Source organism: Streptomyces sp. TRM49041 (assembly GCF_008271805.1).
Classification (GTDB): domain Bacteria; phylum Actinomycetota; class Actinomycetes; order Streptomycetales; family Streptomycetaceae; genus Streptomyces.
This window is the reverse complement of the sequence record NZ_VSRY01000063.1, coordinates 81,897-94,346: the sequence shown is the minus strand read 5'-3', so window position 1 is coordinate 94,346 and position 12,450 is coordinate 81,897. Positions and strand designations below refer to the sequence as shown.

Below are 12,450 nucleotides of genomic sequence, written 5' to 3'. Positions count from 1 at the left end.
CTCGGCCCGGACCCGCTCGGCCCGGGCACCCGGCCACGGGTGGCGGCGCGCCGCCGTACGGTGCGCCGCCCCCGGCCGGGTCTCAGGGGCGGGTCGCGTTGCCCGCCCGCAGCCGCATCCCGGCGCCGTAGAGGACGACGCCCACGGCCAGTCCCGCCCCGGCGCCGAAGCACGCGGTCGGGATGATGTCGAAAGGCGTCTCGATCCGTCCCCAGTACGCGTACCAGCGCAGGCACCGGTGGACGACCCCGGCCGCCACGCACGCCAGGAGCAGGCCGCCCGCCAGCCACCGGCCCCGCCGCGTCAGTCCCGGCCGCGGCCCGGGCGCGCCGGCCGCCTCCGCCGGGACCCGCCGCAGCGCGCCGTGTGCGAACCACCCGATGACGACCAGGGCCGCCGCCGAACCGCCGTACTGGGCGTAGAGGTACATCGGGAAGCCCGCCACGATCTCGCCCAGTACGGGCAGGACGCGCGTGCCCCACCGGTCGGCGTGCGTGAACAGGTCCCACACCACATGGGTCGTCGCGCCGATGACCGCCGAGACGTAGAACCAGGCCGCCAGCGCCGCCGGATGCCGCTCGCACCAGGACCGGCCCCGCAGCGCCTCGTACACCCGGCCCCGCCACCGCCCGGGCAGCAGTGCCACCAGCGGCTCACGCACCATCAGCCATAGGGCGACCAGGACCGCGGCGGTCAACGCGTCGACGGTGAACACGCCCCACGCGCTGTGTGTGAGCGCGCCCAAGGCCATGGCGCCGGGGACGACACTGTCCGCGAAGTACGTCATATCGGGCGCGAACGAGCCCATGACGAGGGCTGACGCGACCAGCGGGCCTCGCGCCGCGCCTGACCTCCGTATCCCGGGCAGTACGGCGGCGGCATGGCTGATTGTGAACGGCATGAACGGCGGGCCCCCAGAGAAGCGGTCTCAAATCATCAATTGCGGTCAGCATCAATCATGATGTGATCGAGAGGTGGCATCGTCAGGGTCGGACATCTGAAAAGACGACTGGTGGCGAAAGCGTGAAAACCGGTCAGTCCTCGGTGTGGTGCACCTTCGAGTTGACGTAGGGTCGCCTGAGTCCGCGCATGGGGCGCGCGGCAGTCGTCATCGGCGCCGACGGGCGCCATCGGGGAGGGACAGACGTATGGCAGCGCATCTCGGCCGTCGACTGCGGAAGGGGGCCACCACCACAGCGGTGGCCGCGGCAGCCGTGGCAGCGCTCTCGGCATCACAGGCGCCGGGTGTCACCCCGGTCGTCGGAGAGGGCACGGCGGGCGACGGTACGGCCTCCGGCGCGGCCGACTCCACCGCCACCGGCGACTCCCCCTACTACACCGACCTGCCGCCGCTGAACAGCCCCCACCCGGTCAAGCCGGGGGAGACCGAGGCCGCCTCCATCGGCACCGGCACGGCCGAAGCGGGCATACCGGCGACCGTGCTCGCCGCCTACAAGAAGGCCGAGCAGCACGTCAAGGGCGTCAAGCCGAGCTGCAACCTGCCCTGGCAACTCCTCGCGGGCATCGGCAAGGTGGAGTCCGGTCAGGCCCGCGGCGGCCGCGTCGACGCCAACGGCACCACGCTCGCCCCGATCCTCGGCCCCGTACTCGACGGCAACGGCTTCGCCAACATCCCCGACACCGACGACGGCGCGTACGACAGCGACAGCCGCTACGACCGCGCCGTCGGCCCCATGCAGTTCATCCCGTCCACCTGGGCCTCCTGGGGTCAGGACGCCAACGGCGACGGCCGCAAGGACCCGAACAACATCTACGACGCCGCGCAGGCCGCGGGTATGTACCTGTGCGCCAACAACCGTGACCTGGCGGTCAAGGCCGACCTGGACCGGGCGATCCTCAGCTACAACCGCTCGCAGGAGTATCTGCGGACGGTCCTGTCCTGGTTCGAGTTCTACAAGCGCGGCACCCACCAGGTCCCCGACGGCGCCGGCGTCCAGCCCGTCGACCGCAGCGACTCCCGTACGGGGAGCGGTGGCGGCAGGAACAACTCCGGCACCACACCCACCCCGACGCCGAGGCCCTCGACCGGCACTCCGACGCCCACCCCCGCGCCCGCCTCCACACCCACACCCACATCCACCTCGTCGCCCAGCAAGCCCGCCCCCACCCCCACCCCCACCCCGACCCCGACGCCGGACGCGTCGCAGTCGTTCGAGCCGCCGTCGCGGCCGACCCCCAGCCCGACGCCGGACCCGACGCCCACCCTGCCCACGGCGCCCGCCGACAGGGTGCACCAGCTCCAGGACGCCGGCACTGGCGCCCTCACGGCCCCGGCGGGCACCGAGTTCGCCGAGCGCCCGGTGGCCGTCGCGCGTGACGCGTGGGACAACGCGGTCGCCCAGGTCACGGTCCGGTTCGAGATCGTCGGCGACACCGACGCGCGCTTCGCCGACGGCAGGTCCGCCGTCACCGTCACCACCGGCGTCGACGGCACCGCCACCGCGCCCGCCCTCCGGGCCGGCGAGCGGACCGGGCAGTTCACGGTGCGGGCCACCGTGCCGCAGCGCGAGACGCTGGAGCCGCTCACCTACACGGCGGCCGTCACCACCGGCCAGGCCGACACCCTCGCCCGCACCGGCGAGGCGGCCGCGCCGACCGCGGCCCCCGAAGGCGAGTTCGCCGAGCAGCTCACGGTGAAGGCCACCCGCAAGGGCGCCGCCGTCGCCGGTACGACCCTTACCGCCACGATGGTCGTCGACACCGAGGACGGTACGCTCCGGCCGAACACCGAGGGCCCGTTCTTCAAGGACGAGCAGGGCGATCCGATCCGTACGCTCACCGGACTGGAGACGGACGCCGACGGAGTCCTCCAGCTCCCCAAGATGTACGCCGACGGCCGGACAGGCACGTTCCTCCTCCGTCTGACCGCGGAGGGCGGCGCGACACTGGTCGTGGAGCTCGAGGTCGCCTGACCGGACCGTGGGACGCGCGGCCCGCCGCCCCGGGACCCGGGGCGGCGGGCCGTACCTCTGCCCCCGGGGTGTTCTCATCTCACGTCCGCGTTGCTACGGTGCCGACGCGCCGACCTGACGATCCGTCAGGAATGATGTGCCGGGAGGTCCCACCATGCGCGTCCTCGCAGCCGTCGCCGCCGGGCTGACCCCCGTACTCCTCCTCATGCTGCTGCTCGCGGCGGTGGAGGTCGCGCCCGAGGGTGAGACCTCGCCCGAGCCGCTCCTCACCACCGTGCCACCAGGCCCCGGAGGCGGCCCCGGCCCCGGCGACGCGGGTTCCGGCGAAGCCGGTTCCGGGCCCGGGAACTAGCCGGCGGCCCGCCATGCGGACCAGAGCCGCCCTCGCCGCCCTCGCCCTCGCCGTGTTCTGCGCCGCGACGGCACCCATGCTGCGCTGGTACGCCTTCCCCCGGCTCGCGAAGATCCCCGCGGGCCAGTACCAGGAGACGGTCCTGGAGGCCCGACCCGCCACCCTCCTGCGGTACGACACGATGCGGGCCGAACAGGTCGAGAAGGTCACCATCGTCCAGACGCTCAAGGGCAACGTCGAGGAGTCCCGCAGGATCGAGCGCGACGCCGGGCGCCAGGTCGTCGTGTGGGACGCGCTCTCCCATGTCGTCGGCCCCGACGGCGCGATGGTCTCCCAGATCCCCGAGCGCTACATCTTCGACGCCCACACCCAGGACCCCGTCCACGCCACCGGCGAGTCGGTCGACGGCGACCGCGTACGGCGCGACGGCATCGCGTACAAGTGGCCCTTCCTCACCGAGAAGCGGGACTACGCCTACTTCGACGCGCAGACCCGCAGCTCCGCCCCCATCCGGTACCGGGGCACACGCACCTTCCGCGGCCTGGAGGTCTACTACTTCGAACAGACCGTCCCCTGGACCAAGGTGCCGTACCCGAAGAAGATGCCCCTGCCGGGCATCGACTCGACCACCCTGGAAGCGCAGACCGGCACCACCCGCTGGTACACCACCAAGCGGATGTTCTGGGTCGAACCGGTCACCGGGGCGCCCGTCAACGGCGAGGAGATCCACCGCGAGGAGCTGCGCGGCGGAAGCCTGCTCGGCGGCCGCGACCGGGTCACCGCCTTCGCCGGGCACGTCAGGATGCGCGCGGACTACCTGGCGCACACCGTCGACCTGGTGACGGCCAACCGCACGAAGGTGCTGATCCTCGTCCGGTACGGCCCGTGGACCTGCGCGCTGCTCGGCGTCGCCCTTTTCGCGCTGGCCCTCGCCCTGGAGGCCCGTGCCCGTCAGCGGCGCGTGTTGGCGCGCCGTGTCGGCGTGGCCGTGGAGGGGTCCTCCGGCCAGGGGTGCCGGGGGTAGCGGCCGCGCAACTCGGCCCGTACGGAGCGGTAGCCGTCCCGCCAGAACGACGCCAGGTCGGCGGTCACCGCGGCCGGCCGCCCCGCGGGCGACAGCAGATGCACCAGTACGGGCACACCGGCGACCCGCGGTGTCTCCGCGAGCCCGAACATCTCCTGGAGCTTCACCGCGAGGACCGGCTGCTCGTCCCCGTACTCGACCCGGACCCGTGACCCGCTCGGCACCTCGATCCGCTCCGGCGCCAGCTCGTCCAGGCGCGCCGCGTCACCGGTCGCCCACGGCAGCCGCCGCCGCAGCGCCTCGCCCGCGTCGATCCTCGCGAGATCGCCGCGCCGCCGCGCCGCCGACAGCTCGGGCTCCAGCCACTCGTCGGCCCGCTCCAGCAGCGCGTCGTCGGAGACGTCGGGCCAGGGCGCCCCGACCGCCCGCCGCAGAAACGCCAGCCGCTCCCGCAGCCGGGCCGCCTCCCGCGCCCACCGCAGCAGCCCGAGTCCCTCCCGCCGCAGCCCGTCCAGCAACGCCTCCCGTACGAGGCCGGGCTCGGCGTTCCCGAGCGGCCGTACTGCCAGCTCGACCGCGCCCAGCCGCTCCACGGAACGCGCCACGACGTCACCGTCCTGCCACCGCACCTCGTCGCCCGCGACCAGCAGATGCCCCGCCGCCGCACGCGCGGTGTCCTCGTCGCACACTGCGGCGAGCCGCACCCGCGCCGACGCCGCGTGCGCGGGCCGGTCGGCCACCGCCACCGCCAACCACGACGCCGTCCGCAACCCGGAGCCCTGCCCCACCTCGCCCCCGGTCCCGGCCACCATCAAGAACGCACCGCCACCCCGGGCCCGGGCCACCCTCTCGGGAAAGGCCAACGCGACCACGGCCCCGGCCGCCACATCATCGGACACCCCACGCCCGCCCGGGCTTCTCGCGCCGCGCGACGGGTCCTCCGGGCAGCTCACGCGGCCGGCCCGGCCCTCGCCGCCGAGCCGGCTCGCCGAGCTCCGGGCGCCTGTGGTGCCCGCGGAGGCCGCGGCAGCGCCGGGTTCGTCGGGGTCGCCCGCGCCCAGCTGGCCCGCAAGGCGTCGGACCTCCGCGCGCCAGCGGGTTCCGTACGCGTCGCCGCCCCGGCGGGCAGCGCGCCACGCCGCCGCCAGGTCGTCGCCGTACTCGCGCGGGGGCTCCTCGCTCAGCAGGGCGACGACCTCCGCGGCTCGCCGTGGGCCCACCAGCGGAGCGCCGTCCAGGAGGGCGCGGGCAAGGCGGGGGTGGAGGCCGAGGCGTGTCATGCGCGTGCCGCGTTCGGTCACGCGGCCGCCCGCGTCGACCGCGCCGATCGCCGTCAGCACCGCCCGCGCCGCCGCCATCGCACCCGCCGGCGGCGCGTCCAGCAGGGCGAGGCCCGACGCGTCCGGGTCCCCCCACGCCGCCGCCTGCAGCGCGAAACCCGTCAGGTCGGCCACCTGGATCTCCGGTGCCGGGAACGCGGGCAGCCGCCCGTCCTCCGCCTCCGCCCAGCACCGGTACACCGCACCCGGCGCCTCACGCCCGGCACGGCCCGCGCGCTGCCGGGCCGACGCCCGCGACGCTCGCAGCGTCGTCAGTGCGCTCAGACCCCGCGCATGGTCCACACGCGGCTCCCGCGCCAGCCCCGAGTCCACCACGACCCGCACCCCGGGCACGGTCAGCGACGACTCGGCCACCGCCGTCGCCAGCACCACCCTGCGCCCGCGCCCCGGCGACAGGACGGCCTCCTGCACCGCCGCCGGCGCCCGGCCGTGCACCTGGAGGACCTCCACGCCGGGCACGTCGGCCAGCAGTCCCGCCACCCGGGCGATCTCGCCCACACCGGGCAGGAAGCACAGCACGTCGCCCTCGCGCTCCGCCAGGGCCCTGCGCACCACACCCGCCACGTGCGCCAGCAGCGCCGGGTCCACCCTTCCCCAAGCTCTCGGCTGCGTACGAGCGGGGGAGACCCCGGCCCCGTGCGGCGGCCGCCCCCGCCCGTCCGGCGGCGCCCACACCACCTCCACCGGATGCGCCACCCCCGCCGCCTCCACGACCGGCGCGCCGCCCAGCAGCCGCGCCCACCCCTCGGTGTCCGTCGTCGCCGACGCGGCCACCAGCCGCAGCTCGGGCCGGAGCGTCGCCCGTACGTCCAGCAGGAACGCCGCGACCGTGTCCGCGTCCAGATGCCGCTCATGGCACTCGTCGAGCATCACCACATCGACCCCGGCCAGCTCCTGGTCGCGCTGGAGCCGCTGCAGCAGCACACCCGTCGTCACCACCTCGACGACCGTCTCCCGCGACACCACCCGCTCGCCGCGCACCGTGAACCCGACCCGGCCGCCCACCTTCTCGCCGAGCAGCCACGCCATCCGCCGGGCCGCCGCCCGGGCCGCGATCCGCCGCGGCTCGGCGACCACGACGCGCCCGCCCGTCGTCCGACCGCCGCCCCCGTACGGAGCGCTTCGCGCCGCCCGTGCTGATCGCTCCGCCAGCGCCAGCGGTACGAGCGTGGTCTTGCCCGTGCCCGGCGGCGCGCACAGCACGGCCGCCCCGTGTTCGTCCAGCGCCCGCTCCAGCGCGGGCAGGGCGCTCCGTACGGGAAGCCGCTCCCGTTCCCCACCACGGATCACGGTCAGTCCCTCCCCCGGCTGTCGGCCGGAGGGACACCCATCTCGCTCGTCTCGCTTCGCTCGCACACGAAGATCGCCGTGCCCGGGATCAGACTGCCCCGCAGCGGGGACCAGCCGCCCCACTCCTGGCTGTTCCAGGCGGGCCACTCCGGCTCCACCAGGTCCACCAGCCGGAACCCGCCCGCCACCACGTCCCGCACCCGGTCGCCGATCGTCCGGTGGTGCTCCACGTACACCGCCCGGCCCCGCTCGTCCTGCTCGACGTACGGGGTGCGGTCGAAGTACGAGGCCGCCACCGACAGACCCTCGGGCCCGGGCTCGTCCGGGAAGGCCCAGCGGATGGGGTGCGTCACGGAGAAGACCCAGCGGCCGCCCGGCCGCAGTACCCGCCGCACCTCCCGGAACACCTTCACCGGGTCGGCGACGAACGGCACCGCCCCGTACGCCGAGCAGGCCAGGTCGAAGGAGGCGTCCCGGAACGGCAGCGCCCCGGCGTCCGCCTCGACCAGCGACACCCCGCCGGCGCCGCCCCCGGTGCCGCCGATGCGCATCGCGTGCTGGAGCTGGCGGTGGGACAGGTCCAGGGCGACCGGCCTCGCCCCCTGGGCAGCCAGCCACCGCGAGCACTGGGCCGCGCCGGCGCCGATCTCCAGGACGTCCAGGCCGTTCAGCGACTCGGCGGGGCCCAGCAGGCCGGCGTCCGCCTCGTCCAGCCCCTCCGGTCCCCAGACGAACCGGTCGTCCCCGAGGAACCCGCCGTGGTCGCTCTGGTACTCGTCGGCGTTCCGGTCCCACCAGCCGCGGCTGGCCCTGCTGCTCTCCGCGTCGTCCGCGTCACGGCGGGTGGCTTCCGGCTCGTAGTCTTGGATCATCTCGTCCGTCGTTGTAGTTTGCGTCGCACAGCGCACGTGTGCGAGGCGGCGTAGTGGGCGTGTCACCGGCGCGTCGCGGCCACGATGGCCTCGGTCCAGCTTAGTTGTGCCGGGTATGCGGCCTTCCGCCCCGGGTGGGCGCCTTCGCGCATTGACCGGGCCCCACGGCGCCCGTATGCTAAAGGTTGCGCTGCGGGCCTGCGCGCCTCAGACGGAGCAGGTCGCGCTCGCATCTGTTGTATGTCCCCTCGGTTGTCGAGGCGCCACCCAGTCGCTGGGATGGGCGCTTCCTTGGCTGTCCGGCTTCTGCAGCTGCGATACGGGCTCTCGGCGTAGCAGTACCTACGACTTCAATGTCCGTACCGGAGCCCTTTCCCACATGACGAGCAGCACCGAGACCACCGCCACCACCCCGCAGGTTGCGGTCAACGACATCGGTAACGAGGAAGCTTTCCTCGCCGCGATCGACGAGACGATCAAGTACTTCAACGACGGCGACATCGTCGACGGCGTCATCGTGAAGGTCGACCGGGACGAGGTCCTGCTCGACATCGGTTACAAGACCGAAGGTGTCATCCCGAGCCGCGAGCTCTCGATCAAGCACGACGTCGACCCGAACGAGGTCGTCAAGGTCGGCGACGAGATCGAGGCCCTTGTTCTCCAGAAGGAGGACAAGGAAGGCCGCCTGATCCTCTCGAAGAAGCGCGCCCAGTACGAGCGCGCCTGGGGCACCATCGAGAAGATCAAGGAAGAGGACGGCATCGTCACCGGTACCGTCATCGAGGTCGTCAAGGGTGGTCTCATCCTCGACATCGGCCTCCGTGGCTTCCTGCCGGCCTCCCTCGTCGAGATGCGCCGTGTCCGCGACCTCCAGCCCTACGTGGGCAAGGAGCTCGAGGCCAAGATCATCGAGCTGGACAAGAACCGCAACAACGTGGTCCTGTCCCGCCGTGCCTGGCTGGAGCAGACCCAGTCCGAGGTCCGCCAGACGTTCCTCACGACCCTCCAGAAGGGTCAGGTCCGCTCCGGCGTCGTGTCCTCGATCGTCAACTTCGGTGCCTTCGTGGACCTGGGTGGTGTCGACGGTCTGGTCCACGTCTCCGAGCTGTCCTGGAAGCACATCGACCACCCGTCCGAGGTTGTCGAGGTCGGCCAGGAGGTCACCGTCGAGGTCCTCGACGTCGACATGGACCGTGAGCGTGTCTCCCTGTCGCTGAAGGCGACGCAGGAGGACCCGTGGCAGCAGTTCGCCCGGACCCACCAGATCGGTCAGGTCGTCCCGGGTAAGGTCACGAAGCTGGTTCCGTTCGGTGCGTTCGTCCGCGTGGACGAGGGCATCGAGGGTCTGGTCCACATCTCCGAGCTGGCCGAGCGCCACGTGGAGATCCCGGAGCAGGTCGTCCAGGTCAACGACGAGATCTTCGTCAAGGTCATCGACATCGACCTCGAGCGCCGCCGCATCAGCCTCTCGCTGAAGCAGGCCAACGAGTCCTTCGGTGCCGACCCGGCCTCGGTCGACTTCGACCCGACCCTGTACGGCATGGCCGCGTCGTACGACGACCAGGGCAACTACATCTACCCCGAGGGCTTCGACCCCGAGACCAACGACTGGCTCGAGGGCTACGAGACCCAGCGCGAGGCCTGGGAGACCCAGTACGCCGAGGCGCAGCAGCGCTTCGAGCAGCACCAGGCCCAGGTCATCAAGTCCCGCGAGGCCGACGCCGCCGCCGCTGCCGAGGGTGGCCCCGCCGCTCCGGCCGGTGCCCCGGCGGGTGCCACGGGTGGCTCGTACTCCTCGGAGTCGGACGACCAGTCCGGCGCCCTGGCGTCGGACGAGGCGCTGGCCGCCCTCCGCGAGAAGCTGGCCGGCGGCCAGAGCTGAACGGCTCGGCACCGCCCCGCTAGCTCCTAGCTGGTAACACTGAGGCCCGTCCCGGAAGGGACGGGCCTCAGTGCTTCTCCCGTGCTGCCCTCCTGCGGTGCCCTCCCGCGGTGCCGCAGCCCCGGCCGGACCGCTGGGTGTGCACCTGGGTCTGGGCCAAAGGGCGTGCCGTGCCGGGGACATGGGTGCCATCCGGGGAATGCCAGTGGCGCGTGCGACGTTCTTCGGTAGGAACACGAGGAGGAGCGGTAATCGTGCTGGATCCGCAGGACTTGTACGCATGGGAGCCGAAGGGCCTGGCCGTCGCCGACATGGCGCTGGCCCAGGAGTCGGCCGGCTTGATCATGCTCTATCACTTCGACGGATACATCGACGCGGGCGAGACCGGCGAGCAGATCGTCGAAAGCCTGCTGGACTCCCTGCCCCACCAGGTGGTGGCGCGCTTCGACCACGACCGCCTGGTCGACTACCGGGCGCGCCGCCCGCTGCTCACCTTCCGCCGCGACCGCTGGACCGGGTACGAGACGCCGGCCATCGAGCTCCGCATCGTCCAGGACGCCACCGGGGCGCCCTTCCTGCTGCTGTCCGGCCCCGAGCCCGACGTCGAGTGGGAGCGGTTCGCGGTGGCCGTACGGCAGATCATCGAGCGGCTCGGGGTGCGCCTCTCCGTCAACTTCCACGGCATTCCGATGGGCGTCCCGCACACCCGCCCCGTCGGCCTCACCCCGCACGGCAACCGCGCCGACCTCGTACCGGGGCACCGCAGCCCGTTCGACGAGGCGCAGGTGCCGGGCAGCGCGGCCGCCCTGACCGAGTTCCGGCTGGTGGAGGCGGGGCACGATGTCCTGGGCATCGCCGCGCACGTCCCGCACTACGTGGCCCGCTCCGCGTACCCGGACGCCGCGCTCACCGCCATCGAGGCCATCACGGCCGCGACGGGCCTGGTCCTCCCGAGCGTCGCGCACCACCTTCGCACCGCCGCGCAGCGCACCCAGACCGAGATCGACCGCCAGATCGGTGAGGGCGACGAGGAGCTCGTCGCCCTGGTCAAGGGCCTTGAGCACCAGTACGACGCCCTCGCCGGCGCCGAAAGCCGTGGCAGCCTCGTCGCCGAGCCCGCGGACCTCCCCTCCGCCGACGAGATCGGCCGCGAGTTCGAGCGCTTCCTGGCGGAACGCGAGGGGGACACACCGTAAGGACGCCGGGGGGTGACGGGACGGGCCGGCCCGGCCTCGCGGGGCGCGACCGCCCCGTCCGGCGCCGCCCGTGTCTCCGCGAGGGGCGGCCGACCGCTCCCGCGGGGCAGAGCCTAAGCTTCCGCTCATGCTGACGGTAGGTCTGACCGGTGGAATCGGTGCCGGCAAGAGCGAGGTGTCCCGGCTGTTCGTCCGGTACGGCGCCGTACTGATCGACGCCGACAAGATCGCCCGCGAGGTCGTCGAGCCCGGCACTCCCGGGCTGGCGGCCGTCGTGGACGCGTTCGGGCCGGACGTACTGACGCCCGAGGGCACTCTGGACCGCCCCAGGCTCGGCTCCATCGTGTTCGCCGACGCGGACCGGCTGGCCACTCTCAACGGCATCGTCCACCCGCTCGTCGGCGCCCGCTCCGCGGAGCTCCAGGCGGCAGCCGCGCCCGACGCCGTGGTCGTCCATGACGTCCCCCTCCTCACCGAGAACGGGCTGGCGCCCCTGTACGACGTCGTCGTGGTCGTCGACGCGTCCCCCGAGACCCGGCTCGACCGGCTCGTACGGCTCCGCGGCATGACCGAGCCGGAGGCCCGCGCCCGGATGGCCGCCCAGGCCACAGGTGCGCAGCGGCGTGCCGTCGCCGACTACGTCATCGACAACGACGGCCCGTTCGAAGCCCTCGAACCGCAGGTGCGCGAGGTGTGGGAGGAACTCGCGGCGCGCGCCGCGCGGACCGCGCCGGAATAGGCACGCGGCCGGGGATGTTGAACGGCCGGATCCGAGGGAAGGAATGGACCGTGCCCGACAGCAACCCGGAGACCCACGTCATCGACTACCGGGCGGCCGAACAGCTGCTCGCCGCGCGCGACCCGCGCGGGGCCGTGAAGCTGCTCGACTCGGTGATCGCGGCTCATCCCGAGAACACAGCCGCACGCCTCCTGCGTGCCCGCGCCTTCTTCGCGGCCGCCCAACTCCGCCCGGCGGAGCTGGAGTTCGAACTGGTCCTGGAGCGGGAGCCGGACAACGCCTTCGCCCACTTCGGGCTGGCCCGCACCCTTCAGCGCGCAGGCCGCCCCCAGCACGCGAAGCGGCACTTCAGGCTTGCCGCCGCATTGGACCCGAAGCCCGAATACCTGGAGGCGGCGCGCTTCGACGCCGCCGACTGAGGCCCCGTACTCCGTGCTGCGTACTCCGTCCTGCGCCGCTGTCGGGGTCCTGCGCCGGTGTCGGGCCCGGTCACGGCAGCGTCGGCGGGCGACGGCGCCGCCGGGCGTCGTACGGGGCGTACGGCGGGACCTCGGGGCCCGGCTGGTAGTGGGCGCCCTGTCTGATGTGGCGCACGATCATGACCAGGTCCGTGGCCACCACGAGGAGCAGCACGCCGCAGGCGATCGCCCAGCCCGTGTGCCCGGTCAGCGCGAACGCCGTGGTTCCGCCGATGGCCCACACCAGGCCCCACAGGCTCAGCCAGAAACGCAGCCTGAGAGCACTGCGTGCGGTGATCGGTTCATTGCCTGTCCGCATGGGTCATCTCTCTCCCGACCGCACGTGTACCCACGAAGCGGCCTC

11 protein-coding genes are annotated in these 12,450 nt (G+C 73.2%); 7 read left to right on the top strand and 4 right to left on the bottom strand.

Features of this window, described 5'->3' with window-relative positions:
- Positions 1-82: 82 nt before the first annotated feature.
- The gene (locus FVS66_RS04235) at positions 83-901 is read right to left on the bottom strand and encodes a DUF4184 family protein (RefSeq protein WP_149179612.1); all 819 of its coding nucleotides are present in this window, start codon (positions 899-901) and stop codon (positions 83-85) included.
- Between the two features lie 247 nt (positions 902-1,148).
- Between FVS66_RS04235 and FVS66_RS04230 the strand changes: the two genes are divergently transcribed.
- The 3 genes from FVS66_RS04230 to FVS66_RS04220 all read left to right on the top strand — a co-directional run bounded on the left by FVS66_RS04230 (position 1,149) and on the right by FVS66_RS04220 (position 4,309).
- Positions 1,149-2,933 carry a lytic transglycosylase domain-containing protein gene (locus FVS66_RS04230; RefSeq protein ID WP_149179611.1) on the top strand — a complete coding sequence of 595 codons (1,785 nt, stop codon included), beginning with the start codon at positions 1,149-1,151 and terminating at the stop codon, positions 2,931-2,933.
- 154 nt (positions 2,934-3,087) lie between these two features.
- Positions 3,088-3,285, top strand: coding sequence for an SPW_0924 family protein (locus tag FVS66_RS04225; protein ID WP_149179610.1), 198 nt, complete (start codon positions 3,088-3,090; stop codon positions 3,283-3,285).
- 13 nt (positions 3,286-3,298) lie between these two features.
- A complete protein-coding gene (locus FVS66_RS04220) occupies positions 3,299-4,309 on the top strand; it encodes a DUF3068 domain-containing protein (RefSeq protein ID WP_149179609.1) in 1,011 nt (336 codons plus the stop codon).
- On the opposite strand, the gene FVS66_RS04215 is transcribed toward FVS66_RS04220, so the two are convergent.
- Together FVS66_RS04215 and FVS66_RS04210 are read right to left on the bottom strand one after the other, a co-directional pair.
- Positions 4,237-6,939 (bottom strand): ATP-dependent RNA helicase, encoded by a 2,703-nt coding sequence (locus FVS66_RS04215; RefSeq protein WP_149179608.1) that lies wholly within the window; start codon positions 6,937-6,939, stop codon positions 4,237-4,239. The genes FVS66_RS04220 and FVS66_RS04215 overlap by 73 nt on opposite strands.
- A 2-nt stretch (positions 6,940-6,941) precedes the next feature.
- Entirely contained in the window at positions 6,942-7,811 is an 870-nt protein-coding gene (locus FVS66_RS04210) for a class I SAM-dependent methyltransferase (protein ID WP_149179607.1), read from the bottom strand.
- 379 nt (positions 7,812-8,190) lie between these two features.
- Between FVS66_RS04210 and rpsA the strand changes: the two genes are divergently transcribed.
- The 4 genes from rpsA to FVS66_RS04190 all read left to right on the top strand — a co-directional run bounded on the left by rpsA (position 8,191) and on the right by FVS66_RS04190 (position 12,047).
- Positions 8,191-9,693, top strand: coding sequence for a 30S ribosomal protein S1 (gene rpsA / locus FVS66_RS04205; RefSeq protein ID WP_149179606.1), 1,503 nt, complete (start codon positions 8,191-8,193; stop codon positions 9,691-9,693).
- A gap of 254 nt (positions 9,694-9,947) precedes the next feature.
- Complete coding sequence (locus FVS66_RS04200) at positions 9,948-10,889, top strand: PAC2 family protein (RefSeq protein ID WP_149179605.1); 942 nt, start codon at positions 9,948-9,950, stop codon at positions 10,887-10,889.
- Between the two features lie 127 nt (positions 10,890-11,016).
- Entirely contained in the window at positions 11,017-11,628 is a 612-nt protein-coding gene (gene coaE, locus FVS66_RS04195) for a dephospho-CoA kinase (RefSeq protein WP_149179604.1), read from the top strand.
- Between the two features lie 50 nt (positions 11,629-11,678).
- A complete protein-coding gene (locus FVS66_RS04190) occupies positions 11,679-12,047 on the top strand; it encodes a tetratricopeptide repeat protein (RefSeq protein ID WP_149179603.1) in 369 nt (122 codons plus the stop codon).
- Positions 12,048-12,117: 70 nt separating this feature from the next.
- Here the strand turns inward: FVS66_RS04190 and FVS66_RS04185 are convergent, their stop codons facing one another.
- Entirely contained in the window at positions 12,118-12,405 is a 288-nt protein-coding gene (locus FVS66_RS04185; protein WP_149179602.1) for a DUF6343 family protein, read from the bottom strand.
- Positions 12,406-12,450 lie beyond the last annotated feature (45 nt).

Excerpts from the sequence above, each read along its gene's own strand:
- FVS66_RS04185 (WP_149179602.1), bottom strand. The coding sequence starts at position 12,405 with ATGCGGACAGGCAATGAACCGATCACCGCACGCAGTGCTCTCAGGCTG.
- rpsA (WP_149179606.1), top strand. The coding sequence starts at position 8,191 with ATGACGAGCAGCACCGAGACCACCGCCACCACCCCGCAGGTTGCGGTC.
- FVS66_RS04230 (WP_149179611.1), top strand. The coding sequence starts at position 1,149 with ATGGCAGCGCATCTCGGCCGTCGACTGCGGAAGGGGGCCACCACCACA.
- FVS66_RS04225 (WP_149179610.1), top strand. The coding sequence starts at position 3,088 with ATGCGCGTCCTCGCAGCCGTCGCCGCCGGGCTGACCCCCGTACTCCTC.
- FVS66_RS04210 (WP_149179607.1), bottom strand. The coding sequence starts at position 7,811 with ATGATCCAAGACTACGAGCCGGAAGCCACCCGCCGTGACGCGGACGAC.
- FVS66_RS04220 (WP_149179609.1), top strand. The coding sequence starts at position 3,299 with ATGCGGACCAGAGCCGCCCTCGCCGCCCTCGCCCTCGCCGTGTTCTGC.
- coaE (WP_149179604.1), top strand. The coding sequence starts at position 11,017 with ATGCTGACGGTAGGTCTGACCGGTGGAATCGGTGCCGGCAAGAGCGAG.
- FVS66_RS04235 (WP_149179612.1), bottom strand. The coding sequence starts at position 901 with ATGCCGTTCACAATCAGCCATGCCGCCGCCGTACTGCCCGGGATACGG.